We start from the raw sequence: 21230 nt of genomic DNA, 5'->3' as shown, positions 1-21230 counted from the left end.
ACCTGCTATGGCACGCGAAGCCTCTTTGAGCCATTTATTTTCCCCAATCACTCTGGTTACTATTCACGGTTAAACAGAAAAGCCCCGATTTCTCGAGGCTTTGCTTCTCTCAACCGCAACGTGGCCAAAAAGTCAGAAACGGCGGACAAACTCATCGATGGGCAGCTCGCGCAGTTTACGCGCTTCCAGCATGGGGGTACCGAGATAGAGGAAACCCACCAGCTGATCCTCTGCCGCCAGTCCCAATCCCTTGTTGATCTGCTCATCGAAGATAAACCAGCCGGAGCGCCAGATGCCGTTGAAACCCTGCGCCTGCGCCGCCATCTGCATCGCCATCAGGGCACAACCGGCAGAGAGCTCCTGCTCCAGTTTCGGCACCTTGGGGTGATCCTGATAACGGGTTGCCACGGCGACGACCAAGGGCGCCCGCAGCGGCGCTTCACTGCACTTCTTGATGCTCTCTTCATCTTCGCCACGAGCACGGGCCACCTCGGCCAGCAGCTTACCCAGCCGTTCGCGCCCCTCCCCTTCGAACAGAATGAACTGCCAGGGGGTCAGGGTGCCGTGATCCGGGGCGCGCAAACCCGCCTTGAGGATATTGTCGAGCACCTCACCGCTCGGGGCGGGATCGGCGAGACGGCCACAAGAGTGGCGATTGAGCAACAGGGTGAGGGCATCCATGGGCAATTCCTTCTCTGGGGCAATGATGGCGCTACCTTAGCACAGCACCGAATGAAGAAAACCCCTGAGGCTCAGGGGTTTATCGCACTATAAAGGGCAAGAAGGCGCCGCTGGCTAGATGATCGCAGCCAGCTCGGCCCCTTGCCGGATGGCGCGTTTGGCATCCAGCTCGGCAGCCACGTCGGCTCCGCCGATGATATGCACTGGCTTGCCTGCCGCCTGCAACCCGGCCTGCAGCTCCTTGAGGGGCTCCTGCCCGGCGCAGACGATCACCTGATCCACCGGCAGACACTGTTTGGTCTCGCCCACCTGAATGTGCAAGCCCTCGTCATCGATCCCCAGATATTGTACCCCGGAGAGCATCTGCACCTTGCGGTTCTTGAGCACGGTACGATGGATCCAGCCGGTGGTCTTGCCAAGTCCGTCACCCACCTTGCTCTCCTTGCGCTGGAGCAGCCAGATCTGGCGCTCGGGGGCGTCGATTTCAGGAACCGTGAGGCCACCGCGCTCGCCAAGCTGTTTGTCGATGCCCCACTCCTTGAGCCAGTGATCACGGTGCCCATCGGCATCCATCTCCACCTTCTTCTCGACCAGATACTCAGCCACATCGAAACCGATGCCGCCGGCACCGATCACCGCCACCTTCTGGCCGACCGGTTTGTGATCCCGCAATACGTCGAGATAACTCATCACCTTGGGATGTTCGATGCCCGGAATATTGGGGGTGCGCGGACGAATACCGGTAGCGAGGATCACCTCGTCAAAACCGCCGCCGAGCAGACTCTCGGCACTCTGGCGCTGGCCGAGATAGAGCTCGACGCCGCACTTCTCCAGCCGTTTGGCAAAATAACGCAGAGTCTCGTGAAACTCCTCCTTGCCCGGGATCTGCTTGGCGAAGTTGAACTGGCCGCCGATTTCGCTGGCCTGATCGAACAGGCTCACCTGATGACCGCGCTCGGCGGCGTAACAGGCGAACGCCAGCCCGGCCGGGCCCGCCCCCACTACCGCCAGCTTCTTGGGCTGGGGCACGCGGCCAAAGGTCAGCTCGGTCTCGAAACAGGCGCGGGGATTGACCAGACAGGAGGCGCGCTTCTGCTTGAACACATGGTCAAGGCAAGCTTGATTGCAGGCGATGCAGGTGTTGATCTCGTCCGCCCGATTTTCGGCCGCCTTGATGACAAATTCGGGATCAGCCAGGAAGGGGCGCGCCATGGAGACCATATCCGCCTCGCCACCCGCCAGAATCCGCTCTGCCACCTCTGGGGTGTTAATCCGGTTGGTAGTGATAAGCGGCACCTTGAGATGCTTTTTCAGCTCGGCGGTCACCCAGCTGAAGGCGCCGCGCGGCACGCTGGTGGCGATGGTGGGAATACGCGCTTCGTGCCAACCGATACCGGTGTTGATCAGGGTCACCCCCACCGCTTCCAGCGCTTTGCCAAGGGCAATCACCTCTTCCAGGGTCGAGCCCTGCTCCACCAGATCCAGCATGGAGAGGCGGAAGATGATGATGAAATCCGTGCCCACCCGCTCACGGATGGCGCGGACAATCTCCACCGGGAAGCGCATCCGGTTTTCGCTGCTGCCGCCCCAGCCATCGGTGCGCTTGTTGGTGCGTTCGCAGATGAACTGGTTGATGAGATAGCCTTCCGACCCCATCACCTCGACCCCGTCATAACCGGCCGCCTTGGCCAGCGCCGCAGTGGCGGCGAAGTCGCGAATGGTGCCGCGGATCTGCCGCTCGCTCATGGCCCGCGGCTTGAACGGGGAGATGGGAGCCTTGAGGGCGCTCGGCGCCAGGCTGAACGGATGGTAGGCATAGCGGCCCGCATGAAGGATCTGCAGCGCTATCTTGCCCCCCTCCTGATGCACGGCGCTGGTCACCTTCTTGTGCTTGCTCACCTGCCAGGGAAAGCTCAGCTGAGAGCCGTGAGGCACCAGCCGACCGCGCAGGTTGGGGGCAATGCCGCCGGTGACGATAAGGCCAACGCCACCACGGGCGCGCTCGGCGTAAAAGGCGGCCAGCTTGTCAAAACCGCCCTTCTCCTCTTCGAGGCCGGTATGCATGGAGCCCATCAAGACGCGGTTGCGCAGCTGGGTAAAACCAAGGTCGAGCGGGGTCAGCAGGGTCGGATAGCGGCTCACGATGCCTCCAGTTAATTTTTTGTTATCAAACTGAGGCTAGAGTAAAGAATCGAAAATTCTTTTTCAAACAAATGTTTGGACAATTTTTCAGCGAACAGCCGTGCCCTGAACGAAGATAGACGGGATCCGCCAGTCGGAAATGGCAATTTCGCCCGCAACTGGTTAATAATGGCTCTTCTCTACCCATTAACAGGGCGATAACGCGACTATGTCTATTTTCAAAGGTCTGGGTTGGTTGTTCCGCAGCCTGTGGCGCCTGCTCAATTTCACCCGGCTGATGCTGGTCAATCTGCTGTTTCTCATCGTAGTGCTGGTCATCGTCTTCAGCGTCAGCCAGAAAGAGGCTCCCAAGGCGCCCATCGAAGGGGCGCTGACCCTCAATCTCAACGGCGTGCTGGTGGAGCAACGCTCCCAGACAGACCCCACCGTACAACTGCTGCGTCAGATGGACAGCAGCGACGAGCAGCCGAGCGAGATCGTCCTCTCCGACCTGCTATGGGCCATCAAGAATGCCAAGGATGACGAGCGCATCAAGGCGCTGGTGATCAAGCCGCAAGGGCTGCAGGGAGCCAACTTCACCAAACTGCAGGAGGTGGCGAGTGCCATCGACTCCTTCCGGGAGAGCGGCAAACCGGTGATTGCCATGGCCGACTTCTACACTCAAGGCCAGTACCTGCTGGCGGCCCACGCCGATCACGTGCTGCTCAACCAGAGCGGCGCCGTGGTGATCGAGGGGCTTGGGGTCTACCAGACCTACTTCAAGTCGGCGCTGGAGAAGCTCAACATCACCCCGCATGTATTCAAGGTCGGCACCTACAAATCCTTCGTCGAACCCTATACCCGCGACGAGATGTCCCCCGAGAGCAAAGAAGCGAACCAGCGCTGGCTGGATCAGCTGTGGCAATCCTATGTGGCTGACGTAGCCGAGCAGCGGGAGATCGAACCCGATGCGGTCGCACCGGGCAAGGAGCGCTTCCTCGAGCTGCTGCGCAAAGCCGGTGGCAATGCCGCCAACTACGCCCTCGACAACGGGCTGGTGGATCAGCTGGCCACCCGCGACGAGATGACCCAGGCGGTCATTAAAGAGGTGGGTGAAGCGGACGACCACGGCTGGAAAGGGGTCGGCCTGAAAGAGTATCTGGCTGCCATTCCGGAACAATATCCCCAGAGCGGCAAGGATGAGGTGGGTCTGGTGGTCGCAAGCGGCGCCATCATGGATGGCGTCCAGCCTGCCGGCACCATCGGCGGCGACAGCCTCTCCGACCTGCTGGCCGATGCCCGCCGCGATGACAAGGTCAAAGCCGTGGTCCTGCGGGTCGACAGCCCGGGCGGCAGCGCCTTCGCCGCCGAGCAGATCCGCGCCGAGCTACTGGCCCTGAAACAGGCAGGCAAACCGGTAGTGGTCTCTATGGGCAGCTATGCCGCCTCCGGTGGCTACTGGATCTCCGCCGATGCGGACAAGATCTTCGCTTCCCCGACCACACTCACCGGCTCCATCGGGGTATTCGGCATGTTCGCCACCATCGACAAGGCGTTGGCCCAGTTCGGTGTCCATACCGACGGGGTTGGCACCACAGATTACGTCGGTGTCGGCCCGACCCGCGCCCTGCCGGATCACGTCGGTCAGGCCATCCAGCTGAGCGTGGAGGATACCTACCAGCGCTTCATCGGTCTGGTGAGCAAGGGCCGTGGTCTGAGCCCGGAAGAGGCCGAAAAAGCGGCCGAAGGCCGAGTCTGGACCGGCGAAGATGCCAAGGCCCTGGGTCTGGTGGACGAGTTCGGCAATCTGGATGACGCCATCAAGGCCGCCGCCGAACTGGCCAACCTCAAGGAGTGGCAGGTCACCCCCATCGAGCAGGAGGAGTCCACCAAGGACAAGTTCCTGCGCCAGCTGTTTGACAGCAGTGCCCAAGTGCTGGCCCCCCAGTTGCAAAGCTGGCTGCCGGCTGGATTTGGCAAGGCATTGGTGGAAGTGAACCGCAGTCTTGACCCGCTCACCCGCTTCAACGATCCGCAAGGCACCTACGCCTTCTGCCCGGTCTGCGTGCAGTGAGCAAGCGGTGACTCACCCATAAAAAACGGCGACCAGATGGTCGCCGTTTTCTTTATTCAGCCAGTGCGCGCGGCACCGCCAACTTGCTCAATCAGGGATTGAGGCGGGTCGGCATACCGGTACGCTGTTCCAGCACCTGCTTGACCACGTTGGAGTCAGACTCGGCGTGAGCGATGAAGCGGGTGATGGCCGGTGTCATCGGGAGCGGCACGGAGGCGGTGGAGTTGAACTCCTCCTCGGTGCGTGACAGCGGCTCGTGTACTTCCATGTAGCGACCGCCATCCGGCTCGACCGTGGTCTTGACCGGCTGGTTGACGAACTGGACGCGGGTGCCGACCGGCACGTTGTCGAACAGATACTTGATGTCGTCAGCGCGCAGACGCACGCAACCGCTGCTCACCCGCAGACCGATACCGAAGGTGGCGTTGGTTCCGTGGATGGCATAGAGGTTGCCGATGTAAAGGGCGTGCAGACCCATGGGGTTATCCGGACCGGCTGGCCATACTGCCGGCAGGGTCTTGCCCTGGGCGGCATAGCGACGACGGATGTTCTCGGTCGGGGTCCAGGTCGGATTGGCGCGCTTGCGCTCTACCTTGGTGATCCAGTTCTCCGGGGTGTTCACCCCCAGCTGACCGATGCCGATGGGCAATACCTGTACCACGTTCTTCCCTTTCGGATAGTAGTAGAGGCGCATCTCGGCAACGTTGATGACGATCCCTTCGCGGGGCGCGTTGGGCAGGATCAACTGGTGAGGGATGATCAGGGTGCTGCCCGCTTTGGGCAGATAGGGATCAACGCCCGGGTTGGCTTCCATGATATTGGTCAAACCCAACTGAAACTCGGAGGCAATCTGCTCCAGCGGACGATTGTCCGCAGGCACCACATATTCCAGATTCTCACCGATCAGACGGCTGTTGGCCGCAGGCAGACGGTACTCGACGGCGGCAGCCTGCTGGCTGATCAGCGCAAGTGTGCATAAAAGGGCCGAAGCGGCAGTGCGAAGGGGGCTCATAAAATTCCTGTGTGGTTTCCTGTACCAAATGGGCCGGAGGCCATCTTATCTTCGGTCTGCCGGTGGCGGGTCAACCTGCACCACGGCGCCAAATAACCGAGCGCGCATTCTTTCCCGAGTCGGCCAAAATTTCAACTTCCATATGTTGCTTTTCTTGTTAAAAGTGGCCGTTTTCGGTGTGATGCTTATCAACAGAGCAAAAGCCCCCTTGGCAAGTCGCCATTGAAAGAGAGATGTACAGCATAGCCCCCTCTCTGCGGACCAACCCCGCCCCCTTAGACCACAGCGCTGTGCCACCTGGTGTCACGGTTGCAGCCCTGGCTGAAACGTTTGTCACCTCGGAGGAGATAGGCCAATGTTGACTGTGGCACTTTCATTGGAGCGAAAAGGTGGAAAATAGCGCTTCGACTACAGCAGGGACTGGCTGCCACCATAAAAAAACCGCTCCGAAGAGCGGTTAATGGAGCCACCAGGCAACCATAAAAGGGACTTCAAGCGTTGTCATTGGAATTACTGGACGGCCGCTTCCCCCGCCGCACCACTCTGCTCTTTGAGGAAGCTGATCCAGGGGGATGCCCGACCGCTGACGTTGCCATTCTGAGCCGCCTGGGTGAAGGCGTTGAGGGCCTCCTTCGGCTTTTGTTGCTCAAAATAGGCGACCCCGGTCAGGAACTTGAGATCCGCCCGCTGTTCACCATTTGCATTGGCTGCCGGTTTGGCGGCCAGCGCCACCAGATCCTGATAGCGTTTGCTCTGGATCATCATGCGCGCCATTTTCAGCTGCAATTCGGCGCTCGGGGCCAGCTGGTAGGACTTGGCAAGGGTGTCGATGGCCGGATCCAGCTCCTTGGCCTGATGCCAGTAGTTGGCCAGGGTCTTGTAGTTGCCAGCGCTCTGCTCAATCACCCCGTCCTTCATCCCCTTCTCCATCACCCGTGCGGCGCGATGGGGAATGCCGGTGAAGGCGAGGTAGTTGGCGAGACGCTGCAGCTCGGCAGCCTCGGTCAACATGCCGAGGTTGTAGGCCGACTCCAGCGCCGCCAGCGCCTTGCCATCGTTGCCTGCCTGCATATGCATGGCCGACAGCTGGGTCCAGTACTTCTTCTTCTCCGGGAACATATTGACCAGAGAGGTCAGCACCTCGGTCGCCGGTTTGTACTGTTTCAGCTCGTAGTGAGCGCCCATCTTCAGCAGATACCAGGACTCCGGCGCTTTACCTGCCGACAGCTTGATCGCCTGATCCACCGCCGGGATCGCGTCACGGTACTGCTTGAGCTGCACGTGGGCGTTGGCCAGCGTGATATAGGCATGGGAGTTGGGCTTGTCATCCTTGCCCTGGTTGGCAAACCACTCCTTCATGGTCTTGATCGAGCCCTGATAATTACCCTCAGCCATATAGAGCTGGGCCAGGTTGTAGCGCACCTGCTGGGCCACCGGTGGCGGCAGGCCGCCTGTCGCGATGGCATCGGCAAAGTACTTGGTCGCCTGACCGTATTTCTCCTGCTGGGCGGCTACGAAACCGAGAGTCTGCAATATGACCCCCTTGTCGTAGACCCGATCACCCACGCTGGAGAGTGCCTCCTGCAATCTGGCATTCGCCAGACCGTATTGCTTGTCAGTGATCAGCTCCTGCGCCTTGTTGACCGCCCGATAGGCCCGATCCGACAGGGCCGGCTGCTCGGCGGCCCAACTGGCGGTGCTGAGCAGCACCGCCATGGCGACCGGGGCGAGGATCATCTTGTGTAACTTGTTCATCGCCACCTTCCTTAGTTGACCGCAAACTCGATCTCTTGCTGCATACGGCTCGCCTGCGGCTTGCCATCCACCATGGCCGGTTTGAACGTCCACTTGGCGATGGTTTTGCGCGCCTCTTTGCCGAGGTCATAGCTGCGCGGCTCTTCCTTGACGATCCGCACGTTGCTGACGGTGCCGCGCTCGGTGACGGTGAACTCCACCAGCACCTTGCCGGAGGCCAGGCCCGCCAGCGCCGCCTTGCGGGGCATCATGGGCTCGAAGGTTGCCAGCGGAATGGCGCCGTTGTTGCCACCGACTCCGCCACCACCGCCGCCGGTGCTGTAGGCCCCCAGCGCGTTGCCACCACCGATGTTGACCGGGATGTCGAGCTTGGGCATGTCCATCGGCGCGCTCTCCATCTTAGGCCGATCCGTGCTGGCCACTTCCATCTCGGGAGGCGGTGGCGGACGCTTGGGCGGCGGCGGTTTGGGCAGCTCCCGCTGTTTCTCTTGCAGGGTCTCCTGGGGCTTGAGGCGGATGAAATCGGTCATGCTGACGTCTTCCTTCTCCACCAGCTCCCGGTGATCCGGTGTGATCAGCTTGTTCATTCCCAGAAACAGAAAGAACACCACCACACAGGAGACCGCCAACGATATCAGGTATCTCATAGGTCTCTCTCCGGCATCAGCTGCTCTTGTCTGCCGCGATGGAGATGTTCTGGACACCGGCCATGCGGATCTGATCCATGACCTGCACCACCAGACCGGAACGGGATTCGTTATCGGCCTGGATCACCACGGCGCTCTCCGGGTTTTCGGCCCGCAGCCGCTCGATGTTGGCGCGTACCGCCCCCACCTCGACCACCCGCTTGTCGACCCAGACCTGACCGTTTTCGCGCACCGCGACCATGATATTGCCCTTCTTCACCGTCTCGGCCGTGCTGGCACTGGGACGGTTGATCTCGACACCGGACTCCTTGACGAAGGAGGTGGTGACGATGAAGAAGATCAGCATGATGAACACTATGTCCAGCATGGGGGTCAAATCGATAGCCGCCTCGTCAGCACCGCTGTCGCTGTAACGTTTTCTCATAGCAGAAACTCCTTGCTTGTTCTGTGCCCCCGGCAGGCCATGCCTCGCCGGGGGTATGCATCCTGCATCAACCGTGTTTCAGGTTGTCTTCCAGCTTTTGCACCGCCAGTTTGGCCTTGTGATCGAGCTGGTTGACAAAAAACAGGCCGGAAAGGGCGGCGATCATGCCCGCCATGGTCGGTACCGTTGCCTTGGAGATCCCCGATGCCATCGCCCGCGGCGAACCGGTGCCGGTGATGGCCAGGGTGTCAAACACCTGCACCATCCCCACCACAGTGCCGAGCAGCCCCATCAACGGGCAGAGAGCGATCAGCACCTTGATGACCGGCATCCCCTTGTCCACCGCCATGGCAACCCGTGAGACCAGCTCGCGCCGGATCTGCTTGGCAGACCAGGAGAGATGATCGGTACGGGCCAGCCAGGTGGCCTTGGTCTGCTTCACCTGCTTGGGGTAGACCGCCATGAAGTAGAACCAGCGCTCCAGCAACAGGGCCCACATCATCAGGGTCAGGAAGAACAGGGCGACCAGTACATCGCCCCCCAATCCCAAAAACCGGCGGACCGACTCGACTTCTTCAATCAACCAGAACCACATGGGTGACTCCTTACGCTGCGGCTTTGGAGGCGTGCAGACGTTCCTGATAACGGGCAACGAAACCGGCGCTCTGCTCTTCCAGCACCTGGATCAGACGACGGCTCTGGGTCTGCACAATGGTGTAGAGGAACAGCATGGGCACCGCGACGACCAGACCCTGCATGGTGGTCACCAGCGCCTCCGAGATACCGCCCGCCATCAGCTTGGGATCGCCGGTACCGAACAATGTGATGGCCTGGAAGGTGGCAATCATCCCCACTACAGTACCGAGCAGGCCCAGCAGCGGCGCGACGGAAGCGATCAGCTTGATGATGCTGATGCCCTTCTCGAACTTGGGCACGTTGCGCAGGATGATCTCGTCGAGCTTGGACTCCAGATCCTCGATGTTGTCACCGCGATGGCTCTGGTAGGCCCCCAGCATGTCACCAATGGGGTTGCCCTTGATGATCTGATCAGATTTCAGCTGCTTGCGCATGGACGAGCCGATCAGCGACAGGCGGATACCGCAGAAGATGGCCAGCAGGGTACCGAGCACGCCGAGCACCATGATGACGTAACCCACTTCACCACCCTGATCGATCCGCTCCTTGAGAGTCGGTGACTGCACCAGCAGAGAGAGGATCACGCCGCGAGACGGGTCGATAAAGATGGGCTTGACCCCGTCACCGCCCTGTTCAAACTCGGCGATCGGTGCCAGCACCCCCTTGTCAGGTTGACGGGAAAGCTGCTCGAACTTGCCGGTCTCCGGCACGAAGGTGAGGTACTTGCCTTCGGAGACAGTGTTGAACTCACCGATCTGGGTGACCGTCTTCTCGGCCTGGTTGCCTTCGCCGTAGACCACAGTCGCCGGGATCTGGCTCACCTTGCCACCGTCCACCATGCGGCTGAGGGTGGTGGTCCAGAACGCTTCCAGATCGTCGCTGGAGGGGAGCTCTTTACTCTCGGCCAGACGGGTCAGCAGCGCGGTCTGTTCCGGATGCTCGACCCGACGGGCGGAGGCGTTGAAGATCCCCTTGAACTCACCGGCGAACTGACGCAGTACGCCGAACATCTCGCCCATGTTGCCGGAACGCTGGCGCAGGGTTTCGGTCAGTTCGGTCAGCTGCTTGTCGTTGGCATCAAAGGTCGCCTTGAGCTGCTCGCCCTTGGCGGTTTCGGCAGCCAGCTCGGCCTTGGCCTTGGCCAGCAGCGCCCCCTGCTCGTTCTTGTCAGCCAGGAAGCGGGCTTCCCGCTCCTTGTTGAGTTGGGATTCGCTCAGGCTGGAGGCCTTGACCTGGTTCAGCAGCGCATTGAGATCCACCGGTTTTTCGGCGGCGGTCACCGGCAGGGTGACCAGGGTTGCTCCCGCAATCAGGGAGGCAATCGCAAGTTTGATTCCTTTCATGATGCTTTCTCCGCAGTTTGAACCGGCAGCTTGATCAGCGCGGGAGGCGCCTGTTTCTTGGCGATGCGAAGGCCCTGTTCAACCGCACTGCGATACTCCTGGGGCAACTCTTCCCACTGGCGAGTCTTCTTGTTCCACATCCCGGTCTCATTGCCATCCGGGGATTGATAGAGCAGCGCGATGCGACCAACGCGCAGGAACTCGTAGGTCTTCTCGCTGCCATCCTTGTCCAGGCTCGCCTTGTAGGATTCGATGGTGCGGCTGAAGCCCTCCTCGATCTGGTAGGCCTCCAGGATCTTGCGGTACTTCTCGGAGATGGTGACATCGGCCCGGTTCATCAGGTCGGTCAGGGCTGCTACGCGGTCCTCGCGCTCGACCTTCTGGAACGGCAGATCCAGCGCCACAAACTGCTCGAGGGAGTCGATCATCTTGAGCATCAGGGGGACAACTTCGGTGCTGGTCTGATCAATCTGGGCGATCTGCTTTTGCATCGACGCCAGCTCGGCACTCTGGGACTCGACCATCTTGCTCACCTGCTCGTTGTAGGTGCGCAGACTGTCGACCTGACGCAGGGCTGCCTTGTACTGGGCCAGTGCGGATTCGGCAGATTCGGCATAGCTGTCGATCTTCTGCTGGGAAACTTTGGATGCGTTGTCGGTGGCGGCTTGAGCGTCCACGGCCTGACCGGCAGTGGCGGCACTCAGATTGAAGCTGGTCAACAAGGCGGCCGAAACCAGGCTGCCAAGGAGCGCTTTCTTCATTGTAATGGTCCTTGTCTTCATAGGATTACCCTATCTCCGTAACTTCCTTGGACGTTGGGCACAGCCGGCCCGACCGGGCCGACTGAGGTTGTATATCAACGGGGTTGATTAGAACTTCTGGGTGTAGTCGATGTAGTAGACCCGTCCGTCAATGCTGTAGAGGTATTCATCGTAGGTGTAACCATCATTTGACAGGGAAGGTCCACGGTTGAACATGTTCTTCACGCCGGTCTGGATCTTGGCATTCCAGCTGGTATCGACCGCGACGTTCAGGTTCCAGATGGTGTTGGAAGCAATATGGCCCTCTTCCTTGTCATCCACATAGTCCTGGCTCTGGGAGTCGATATAGTTGGTGCTCAGGTAGGTATCCAGATTCCACAGCTGCGGGAAGTTGGCACCGATCCCGGAGTTGAAACGGAAATCGGGTTTGCCATTCCAGCCCTTCTTGTCAACCATTGGGCCACCAGCAAACAGACCTTCCTCATATTTCAGGATGTAGCTGCTGCCAAAGTCGTATCGCAGGGTGAAGGAGTTGAAGTCGTACTTGTAGTCCGCCTTGAAGTCGATACCACTGGTCTTGAGTTGCCCCAGGTTGACCATGCCGGCATAGACCTTCTCGACATCGCCGTTGGCGTCACGAATGACGTTCGGGTTGCTGCCGGTATTGAGCTCCTGATAGAACTGGGTCTGGGTGGTAGCCAGCTGGATTACGTCATCAATCTTGATGTAGTAGTAATCGAGCGACAGGTTCAGATTGTCCAGCGGATTGTAGGCCGCCCCGATAGTGAAGGTATTGGCGGTCTCTTCCTTCAGGTTCTTGTTGGATTGGCGCGTTGTCTCGTACTGCTCTTCGGAACAGTTTGCAATACCATTGGCCTGGCAGTAGACATAGTCCTTGGCAAAATCCGCTGACTGGGCATCCGCCGCATAGAGATCATTCAGACCCGGCGCGCGGAAAGACTGGGACCAGGAGGTACGGAACATCAGCTGGTCGAGTGGCTGATAACGCAGACTCGCTTTGGGCGAGAAGGCGCTGCCAAAGTCGCTGTACTTGTCATAACGACCCGCCAGGTTCAGCTCGATCTGCTCGGTGATGGGGATCAGGCTCTCGATGTAGGTGGCAAACACATCGCGCACACCGCTACCGGAGTTGCCGGATGAACCCAGTACGTTACCCGCTTCGGACTGGCTGTCGTAGGTGTCGGAATAAACCCAATCGTTATACTCGGCACCCAGATACCAGCTGACCGGGCCAGCAGGCAGTTCGCCCATCTCCCAACCCAGACCGCCATACCACTGGAAGAAATCCATCTTGGAGTTGCGGCTGGTGGTATAAGAGAGATCCTTGGTGGCATCAGCGGAGAAGCTGCCGTTGACGAAGTTTCCACTGTTTACCTGAGTCTGAACCGCCGGCTCCAATACATAGCCATTACCAATACTCTGGTTATCTGTCTTGGAGTACATGTAACCGGCGTTCCACTCCAGATCGCCAACCGCCTCGGTCGGAACCATCCCTTCAAAACCCAGGTTCAGGGTACCGGTCAAGTCGGTCACTTCGTTGTCACGGGGACCGACGTTGTTGAAGCGGTAGTAAACCGTCGCAGCCTTGGCGGTGCTGAAGTTGTTGGCAGACAGGACTGCAGCGCTTTCAGGGGTGGAGCCATCCACGGTGAAGGCACCAGCAGCAGGGGCGAAACGACCAAAACTGGTGACCCGGGAACCAATCATCTGTGGCACGAAATCCACATTGTCGTTGATATGGTAGCGGCCGTTGACATAGACGGTGTCGCGAGTACGCGAGGCGGTCTTGGCTGCGACCTGGGCAAAGTCGAAGCGGCAAGCCGTACCCTTGGTGACAAAACCGGCGCCGGTGCTTTCACAGTCGACCCCATTCAGAGTACGGGTTACGGTCTTGCCAGTTGCCGCGTCTACTCCCTTGATATTGCGACCATAGAGGCTAGGAGACTCAGCCCCCTGCTTGGCCAGATAGTCACGATCCTTGTAATAGATCTCGTCTTTCACATCATGCTCGTAGACCATCATCAGGGAACCTTTCTCACCCGAAATACCGCTGACGATGGAACCACTCTGTTCGTCACCACCTTCCTCGGTCGGTGAACCGACGCGCCCCTGGAATGACAAACCTTCAAAACCCTCTTTGAGGATCACGTTGATAACGCCACCGATGGCATCAGAACCATACAGGGCAGAGCCACCGTCCAGGTTCACTTCCACCCGCTCAACGGCCGCCATGGGGATGGTGTTGAGGTTGATGGCGGTGCCCCCCATGGAGGGAGAACCGGCGATACGCTTGCCATTGAGCAGCACCAGTGTGCGATCTTCACCAAGGCCACGCAGCCCTACGGTGGCTTGTGACTGGGCTGAGCTACCGGAGGATGGAGAGAAACCACCAAAGGAGTTGTAGGAGGCCTGTTTCAGATAATCAGCCACAGTCTGCTGGCCAGACTGTTCAATTTGGGCCTTGCTGACAGAGACAACCGGAGTCGCCCCCTCAACATCAACACGAGAGATACGGGAGCCAGTGACTTTGATTTTCTGCAGTTTTTCGACGTTCTGCCCTTCTTCGGCAGATACGGATGGGGCCGCCGCAAGGCTCGCCAAGGCGAACGCAATCGCAGCAGAGATTCTGCTCTTCCTAAGCATCGCTTATATCCTTCCTGGTTGTTTATTGTTTGCTTCCTGATACCGCCCTCTTTGGAGCGATGCGTAAGGCTTATCAATCTTTGACTGGCGACGTCAATGGAGTGGGGGGATCGGGAGGGTGAGATGTGGAATAAGCGGAGTGTATTAATTTTGACCGGCATAATTAGTGAATAATTCTGCCAAAAACATCCCGCGCAATGTGAAATCGTTGTTAAAACATGTAAAAGACGCTGAATTAAAAGTTGATGAACTTATTTGTTTACGTGCTGTCTCTTTATATCTTATTTCGATTTATTGGCAAAAATAAGAATAAAACTCTATTTTAATTATTATTGTGACTGACCACTCCGATGGGGGAGATAGATAAATTTGTCGAGATGATATCGTTTTCCCTTCTTTGATAGCAGAAATAAAAGCACTTAAAATTCAATCACATAAACAAACATAAGATTCAAACAAACAGCTGTTTATATTTTTTAAAATAATGTTGAGCAGTAGCGTTTTGTTTTGATTTTCACTTTTCAGATAAAAAACGTCATTTTTCGGTGCTTTTGGTCTCAGCGGGTCATTTGTCCCAGTTTTCCATTTCCTTGTACTTGATTTTTGTTGCAGAGCTTTTACAGTGGCCAAGCGGATTGTCTGCTGTTTGGCAACCAATCCAGCGCGTAATGCCAGGAAGGACAGGCCCGTCACCGGATTTGACTGGCCGCAAAAAAGAACAACAAGGACGAGGTTCCACCATGCTGTCGTATTTCCTACGCCGGATGCTTTTGATCATCCCGACGTTTCTCGGTATCACCCTGCTCGTCTTCACCATCACCCGTTTCGTGCCGGGCGGACCGGTCGAACGCATGCTGCTGCAAGCCCAGGTTTCCCAGAATGAATCCGGCCGTTCCAGCGGCAGCAAGGGGGCGCAAGCCCTCTCAGATGAGCAGATCGAGGAGCTCAAGGCCTTCTATGGTCTCGACAAGCCGATGCTGGTCGCCTACTGGGAGTGGCTGCAGAAGCTGGCGGTGCTGGATCTGGGCGAATCGACCCGCTACTACGAGCCGGTGTGGGACCTCATCAAGGAGCGGCTCCCCGTTACCGCCTTCTTTGGACTGGCGACCTTTCTGCTGAGCTATGCGGTCTCCATTCCGCTGGGGGTGGCCAAGGCGCTCAGGCACAACAGCCGCTTCGACTCGTTAAGCTCCATGCTTATCTACATGGCCTATGCCCTGCCCGCCTACGTGGTGGGGATCTTCCTCATCACCGTCTTCGCCTTCCATCTGGAGTGGCTGCCAATGGGCGGTTTTCCGGGGGACGACTTTGAGTACATGGAGAGCAGCTGGGATCAGATCCGCACTGTCTTTGCCCACGCTCTGCTGCCGCTTATCGCCTACGCCATCGGCGATTTCGCCATCCTCACCATGACCATGAAAAACAGCCTGATGGAGAACCTGTCGGCGGATTACGTGCGCACCGCCGTGGCCAAGGGGTTGCCGTTTCGCAAGGCGGTCACCGACCACGCCATGCGCAACAGCCTGATCCCCATCGCCAGTCACCTGGGGTCTGTACTCACCGTTTTCTTTGGCGGCTCCTTCCTCATCGAGACCATCTTCAACATCGACGGCATCGGCCTGCTCGGTTACGAGGCGATCGTCGAACGGGATTACCCCACCGTCATGGGCATTCTGGCCATCACCTCCATGCTGATGCTGATTGGCAATATCGTCTCCGATATCTGCGTTGCCCTGGTTGATCCGCGTGTGCGGTTTGGAGATTGACCATGAACCAGACCTCTATTGCCATGCCGATGCTGATATCACGCCATATCGTCTCCGATATCTGTGTTGCCCTTGTTGATCCCCGCGTGCGGTTTGGAGACTGACCATGAAGCTCAATCCGGTTACCTTGAAAAAACTCAAGCGCTTCAAATCGATCAAGCGCGGTTACTACTCCTTCATCATCTTCACCACCCTGGTGCTGCTCTCCCTGCTGGCGGAGCTGCTGGTCAACAGCCGGGCACTGATGGTGAGCTATCAGGGCCAGCTGCATTTCCCCACCTATGGCGATGTGATCCCCGGTCAGCAGTTCGGGCTCGATTACGAGTACGAAACCAACTACCGCCAGCTCAAGGCCAAATTTGCCGCAGAGGGCCAGGGCGACTGGGTGCTGCTGCCGCCGGTACCCTGGAACCCCTACGAGCAGGATTTCAAGGAGGATGCCTACCCGCCTTACGCCCCCAGCGCGGCCGAGCGCCACTTCCTCGGCACCGACACCAGCGGCCGCGACGTGCTGGCGCGACTGGTTTACGGCTTTCGCATCGCCATCGGCTTTGCCTTTATCGCGCTGGCGGCCAGTTACGCCATCGGGGTCACCATCGGCTGTCTGATGGGCTTTCTCGGCGGCCGCTTTGACCTCATTCTGCAACGCTTTATAGAGATCTGGTCCCAGGTGCCGTTTCTCTACGTCATCATGATCCTGGTGTCGCTGGCCAAGCCCAACTTCGGCCTGTTTGTCGCCATCAACGTGCTGTTCGGCTGGATGGGGATCACCTGGTATATGCGCACCCTCACCTACAAGGAGCGGGCGCGAGACTATGTGATGGCGGCGCGGGCGCAAGGGGCGACCACCGGGCGGATCATCTTCAACCACATCCTGCCCAACACCCTGATGATGATCGTTACCCTGGCGCCATTCGCCGTGGTGGGCAATATCTCCACCCTGACGGCCCTCGACTATCTGGGCTTCGGGCTGGCACCGCCGACCCCGAGCTGGGGGGAGCTGCTCTCCCAGGGCATCAACAATCTGGATGCCATCTGGATCGTCAGCTCGGTGGTGGCCGCGGTGAGTCTGGTGCTGATCATGGTCTCCTTTATCGGTGAGGCGATCCGCGAGGCGTTCGATCCGCGCAAATTTACCCGTTACCAATAAGCCAGCCGATGCCAGCGCATCGGCAGGCGTCGGGTAACGAACAGTGATTAATGAAGGACGGGCCGCCGCCATCGGCGGTCCCGGGAGCAAGGGATAATCCCGTTATCAATCAAGACCCCCAGTGTAGGGGCCAGACCTGGAAGTCAAACATGAAAAATAAAATCAAATGGATAGGTGCTCTCTTCGTGCTGGTAAACGGATCCTGGGTCTGGGCGGCCAGCCTGCCCGCGGATCTCAAATGGGAGACCAACGACACGGATCCTGTGTTCGCCTCCCCCAAGGCGCTGCCGGGTGGCAGCCTCAATATGTTTGTGGACAGCTTTCCGCTGACGTTTCGTACCGTGGGGCCTGACTCCAACGGTTCGTTTCGTTCCTTTATTCTCGATAACCAGTTGCGACTCATCAGCTTCCACCCCAATACCGGCAACCCCATCCCCTCGCTCGCGACCCACTGGGCCATCGCGCCAGACAGCCAGACCGTCTACTTCAAGCTGGATCCCCGTGCCAAATGGTCGGATGGCAAGCCGGTCAATGCCGATGACTACACCTTCGGCTACGAGATGATGCGCTCCAAACACATCAAGGGGCCCTGGTTCAACAACTACTACACCACTGAAGTGGTCGCGGTAGAGAAGATCGATGATCACACCATTATGGTCAAAGCGGGCAGCCGCAAGGCCAAGCTGGATCTGCTCAACACCACCGAGCTGTGGCCCCAGCCCAAGCACTACTACAAGCTGACCCCCAACTGGGTGAAGCAGTACAACTGGGCCGTGGTGCCCACCACAGGTCCCTACGTGATCAGCGACGTCAAGAAGGGCAAGTCGGTCACCTTCAGCAAGCAGAAGGATTGGTGGGCAAAAGACGATCGCTACAACCAGCACAGATTCAACATCGACACCATCAAGGTGCAGGTGATCCGCGACCACAACATCGCCTTCCGCCACTTCCTGAAAGGGGAGATCGATACCTTCGAGATGATCCTGCCCAACTGGTGGCATGAAAAAGCGGTCACCCCGGAGTACAAGAAGGGGTACGTGCAGAAGGTGATGGCCATGACCGACACCAAACAGGGCGGTCAGGGAGTTCACCTCAATGTGGCCAACCCCAAACTGGCAGACGTGAACGTGCGCCTCGGCATCCAGCACGCCTTCAACATCGACAAGATGATCGAGACCGTGCTGCGCGGCGACTATGACAGAGCCACCACCTTCGGCTCGGGTTTTGGCGAGTTCACCGACATGACGCTGCCGGAGCGGGCTTATGACATCGGCAAGGCGCGGGAGTACTTTGCCAAAGGCGGCTACAACAAGCCGGGGCCGGACGGCATCCTGCAAAATGAGAAGGGGGAGCGGCTGACGCTGGCACTCACCTACACCAGTCAGGAGCACTCCAAGCGCCTGACCGTGTTGAAAGAGGAGGCCAAGAAAGCGGGTCTCGATCTGGAGCTTAACCTAGTGGATGGCGCCACCGGCTTCAAGGTGATGCTGGAGAAGAAACACGAGGCGGCCTGGCTTGGCTGGGGCGGCGGCGGTCTCTATCCACAATATTGGGAGTCGTTCCACTCCGCCAATGCCAACAAACCGCAGACCAACAACCTGTTCAACGTGGCTGACAAGGAGCTCGACGCACTGATCGACGCCTACAACGTCGAATTCGACATGGCCAAACGGGCCGAGATCTCCCGCCAGATCCAGCAGCGCATCTATGATCTCGCCATCTTCGTGCCCGGGGTGCAGCTCAACTATGTGCGGGCCAGCAGCTGGCGTTATGTGATGCTGCCGGAAGTGCCTGCCACCAGGAACACGCCGGATCTGCTCTACTGGCCGATGGACGGTTATCCTCACAGTAGTGGCGGTCTGCTCTGGCTCGATCCCAAGGTGAAGGAAGAGACCCGCAACGCCAAGGAGGCAGGGGAGGCGCTGGCGCCCATCAACCTGCTCGACAAGACCTATGCACGTCATTGATATTCAGGCCATTGCGAAGGGAGCAGCCGTTATGCCCAACACCCAGGCCCCCATTCTTGACGTACCGGATAACGGGGGGGAGTTCGCCGAGGATAACGGCCAGCACCAGACCCCAATCCTTGAGGTAAGCGATCTCGAGGTGGAGTTCGCCGTCGATGACGGCAAGATCAAGGTGCTCGACGGGGTCAGCTTCAAGGTGGCCCCGGGTCAGACGCTGGGGATCGTCGGCGAGTCCGGCTGTGGCAAGAGCGTTACCTCGCTCGCCATCATGGGGCTCTTGCCCAAACCCCACGGTCAGGTGGTCGCCGGTTCTATCCGCTTTCAGGGGGAGGAGCTGCTGTCGCTTGCGCCGGATCAGATGTACAAGGTGCGCGGCAACCGCATCTCGATGATCTTTCAGGAGCCGATGACGGCCCTCAACCCGGTGCAGACGGTCGGTGAGCAGCTGATGGAGGTGTTTCGTCTCCATCGCCCCGAGTATGACAAGGCCCAGCGTAAAGCCGCGGCCATCGCCATGCTGCAGAAGGTGGGGATCCCGGAACCAGCCCAACGCTTTGCGGTCTATCCCCACAACCTCTCCGGCGGTATGCGCCAGCGGGTGATGATCGCCATGGCGCTCTCCTGCGAGCCAGACTTGCTTATCTGCGACGAGCCGACCACGGCGCTGGATGTTACCATTCAGGCCCAGATCCTCGAACTGATGAAAGAGCTGCAGGCCCAGACCGGGATGGCCATCATCTTTATCACCCACGATCTGGGGGTGGTTGCAGAGCTGTGCGACGAAGTGGTGGTGATGTACGCCGGGCGGGCGGTGGAGCAGGCCGATGTGTTCGAACTGTTTGACCATCCCCGTCACCCCTATACCCACGGCCTGATGAGCTCGATCCCGCGCCTGGAGGATGAGCCCAAGAGCCTGCTCAAGACCATCAAGGGACAGGTGCCAGCCCTGCACGAGATGCCCGCTGGCTGCCGCTTCTCCAACCGCTGCCCCCATGCGACCGATCTCTGCATCAGCGCCATTCCGGCGGTGGAGCAACTCAATCCGCGCCACCATGTCGCCTGTCACTACTGGAAGGAGTTGACCCCATGAGCACTCTGTTATCGGTCAGGGATCTGAAACAGCACTTCCGGCTGGGAGGCGGCTTCCTGCGCAAGCAATATACGGTTCATGCGGTGGATGGCATCAGCTTCGATCTCAAGCAGGGGGAGACGCTGGGGCTGGTGGGTGAGTCGGGCTGCGGCAAGTCCACCCTCGGGCGCAGCCTGCTCAAGCTGTTCGAGCCGACCGCAGGCACCATCACCTTCGAGGGGCGCGACATCACCGCCCTCAGCCCGAAGGAGATGCGCTCCCTGCGTCAGGAGATGCAGATGGTGTTTCAGGACCCTGCAGAATCCCTCAACAGCCGCCACACCGTGGGCCAGATCCTGGAGGAGCCCTTTATCATCCACGGTAAAGGCAACACTGAGCAGCGGCGCGGCTGGGTGCAAGAGCTGCTGGCAAAAGTGGGCCTGCCGGGAAGTGCGGTGGATCGCTACCCCCACGAGTTTTCCGGCGGTCAGCGCCAGCGGATCGGCATCGCCCGCGCCATCGCCCTCAAGCCCAAGCTGCTGGTGTGCGACGAGGCAGTCTCGGCCCTCGATGTCTCGGTGCAGTCGCAGATCGTCAACCTGCTGCTCAGCCTGCAGCGAGAGATGAACCTCTCCATCATCTTCATCGCCCACGATCTGTCGGTGGTCAAACACATCTCGGATCGCATCGCGGTGATGTATCTGGGACGGATCGTCGAGCTGGCGGATGCCCAGTCGCTCTATCTGGCGCCGCGCCACCCCTATACCCAGGCGCTGATCTCCGCCATTCCGGTGCCGGACCCGCGCAGGCGCAGCCAGCGCATTCTGCTGACCGGCGATGTGCCCTCCCCCATCTCGCCGCCAAGCGGCTGCCACTTCCACCAGCGCTGCCCCCATGCGACCGAGCTGTGCAAAAGCAAGGCGCCCAAGCTTGAGGCGTGTGATGAGGCCCATCATCAGGTGGCCTGCCACACCCCGCTCGCCGTCAGTGGTCACGCTATCAGCGGCAGCGCCATCAGTGGCAACGCCATGAGCGGTGACAGCAGGCTGGAGCAGGCAAGCTAGGCGCAGCGAACAAACACCAGGGTAGAAACAGACGAGGCGGCCATCAGGCCGCCTCGTGCTATCGGGTCACTCTTGCAATATCGAGCCACTGCCGCA

Annotated in this window: 16 protein-coding genes; 6 read left to right on the top strand and 10 right to left on the bottom strand. The window is 59.1% G+C overall.

Annotation, left to right across the window (positions count from 1 at the left end):
* Positions 1 to 132 precede the first annotated feature (132 nt).
* Complete coding sequence (locus G5221_RS16995; RefSeq protein ID WP_227341306.1) at positions 133 to 681, bottom strand: NAD(P)H nitroreductase; 549 nt, start codon at positions 679 to 681, stop codon at positions 133 to 135.
* Between the two features lie 114 nt (positions 682 to 795).
* Positions 796 to 2823 (bottom strand): FAD-dependent oxidoreductase, encoded by a 2028-nt coding sequence (locus tag G5221_RS16990; protein WP_368209715.1) that lies wholly within the window; start codon positions 2821 to 2823, stop codon positions 796 to 798.
* Positions 2824 to 3031: 208 nt separating this feature from the next.
* Between G5221_RS16990 and sppA the strand changes: the two genes are divergently transcribed.
* Entirely contained in the window at positions 3032 to 4876 is a 1845-nt protein-coding gene (gene sppA / locus G5221_RS16985; protein WP_421205867.1) for a signal peptide peptidase SppA, read from the top strand.
* Between the two features lie 91 nt (positions 4877 to 4967).
* On the opposite strand, the gene G5221_RS16980 is transcribed toward sppA, so the two are convergent.
* From G5221_RS16980 to G5221_RS16945, 8 genes are all read right to left on the bottom strand, one after another.
* Positions 4968 to 5888, bottom strand: coding sequence for a L,D-transpeptidase family protein (locus tag G5221_RS16980; RefSeq protein ID WP_227341312.1), 921 nt, complete (start codon positions 5886 to 5888; stop codon positions 4968 to 4970).
* Positions 5889 to 6398: 510 nt separating this feature from the next.
* Positions 6399 to 7643, bottom strand: coding sequence for a tetratricopeptide repeat protein (locus G5221_RS16975; RefSeq protein ID WP_216951981.1), 1245 nt, complete (start codon positions 7641 to 7643; stop codon positions 6399 to 6401).
* Positions 7644 to 7654: 11 nt separating this feature from the next.
* Positions 7655 to 8290, bottom strand: coding sequence for an energy transducer TonB (locus G5221_RS16970; protein ID WP_064337222.1), 636 nt, complete (start codon positions 8288 to 8290; stop codon positions 7655 to 7657).
* Between the two features lie 16 nt (positions 8291 to 8306).
* Positions 8307 to 8714: an ExbD/TolR family protein gene (locus G5221_RS16965; protein ID WP_005338933.1), complete on the bottom strand. Its 408-nt coding sequence runs from the start codon at positions 8712 to 8714 to the stop codon at positions 8307 to 8309.
* A gap of 67 nt (positions 8715 to 8781) precedes the next feature.
* Positions 8782 to 9309, bottom strand: a complete 528-nt coding sequence (locus G5221_RS16960) for a MotA/TolQ/ExbB proton channel family protein (RefSeq protein WP_005338936.1) — start codon at positions 9307 to 9309, stop codon at positions 8782 to 8784.
* A gap of 10 nt (positions 9310 to 9319) precedes the next feature.
* On the bottom strand, positions 9320 to 10693 hold the full coding sequence (locus tag G5221_RS16955) for a MotA/TolQ/ExbB proton channel family protein (RefSeq protein ID WP_110303404.1): 1374 nt from the start codon (positions 10691 to 10693) through the stop codon (positions 9320 to 9322).
* The gene (locus tag G5221_RS16950; protein ID WP_005343435.1) at positions 10690 to 11454 is read right to left on the bottom strand and encodes a DUF3450 domain-containing protein; all 765 of its coding nucleotides are present in this window, start codon (positions 11452 to 11454) and stop codon (positions 10690 to 10692) included. The genes G5221_RS16955 and G5221_RS16950 overlap by 4 nt, the downstream gene beginning before the upstream one ends.
* 108 nt (positions 11455 to 11562) lie before the next feature.
* On the bottom strand, positions 11563 to 14118 hold the full coding sequence (locus G5221_RS16945; protein ID WP_227341314.1) for a TonB-dependent receptor: 2556 nt from the start codon (positions 14116 to 14118) through the stop codon (positions 11563 to 11565).
* Positions 14119 to 14858: 740 nt separating this feature from the next.
* On the opposite strand from G5221_RS16945, the gene G5221_RS16940 reads away from it, so the two are divergent.
* From G5221_RS16940 to G5221_RS16920, 5 genes are all read left to right on the top strand, one after another.
* Complete coding sequence (locus G5221_RS16940) at positions 14859 to 15884, top strand: ABC transporter permease subunit (RefSeq protein WP_031227629.1); 1026 nt, start codon at positions 14859 to 14861, stop codon at positions 15882 to 15884.
* Positions 15885 to 15990: 106 nt separating this feature from the next.
* A complete protein-coding gene (locus G5221_RS16935) occupies positions 15991 to 17034 on the top strand; it encodes an ABC transporter permease (protein ID WP_013724081.1) in 1044 nt (347 codons plus the stop codon).
* A 149-nt stretch (positions 17035 to 17183) separates the two neighbouring features.
* Positions 17184 to 19001 carry an extracellular solute-binding protein gene (locus tag G5221_RS16930; protein WP_227341316.1) on the top strand — a complete coding sequence of 606 codons (1818 nt, stop codon included), beginning with the start codon at positions 17184 to 17186 and terminating at the stop codon, positions 18999 to 19001.
* Between the two features lie 31 nt (positions 19002 to 19032).
* Positions 19033 to 20091 carry an ABC transporter ATP-binding protein gene (locus G5221_RS16925; protein ID WP_227341318.1) on the top strand — a complete coding sequence of 353 codons (1059 nt, stop codon included), beginning with the start codon at positions 19033 to 19035 and terminating at the stop codon, positions 20089 to 20091.
* Positions 20088 to 21134, top strand: coding sequence for an ABC transporter ATP-binding protein (locus G5221_RS16920; protein WP_100654460.1), 1047 nt, complete (start codon positions 20088 to 20090; stop codon positions 21132 to 21134). Before G5221_RS16925 ends, G5221_RS16920 begins: the two co-directional genes overlap by 4 nt.
* Positions 21135 to 21230 lie beyond the last annotated feature (96 nt).

Origin of the sequence: Aeromonas sp. 602200 (assembly GCF_049173895.1) — a bacterium.
GTDB lineage: Bacteria > Pseudomonadota > Gammaproteobacteria > Enterobacterales > Aeromonadaceae > Aeromonas > Aeromonas veronii_A.
Note: the sequence above shows the minus strand (reverse complement) of the source record. Positions and strands in the feature narration are given on the sequence as shown.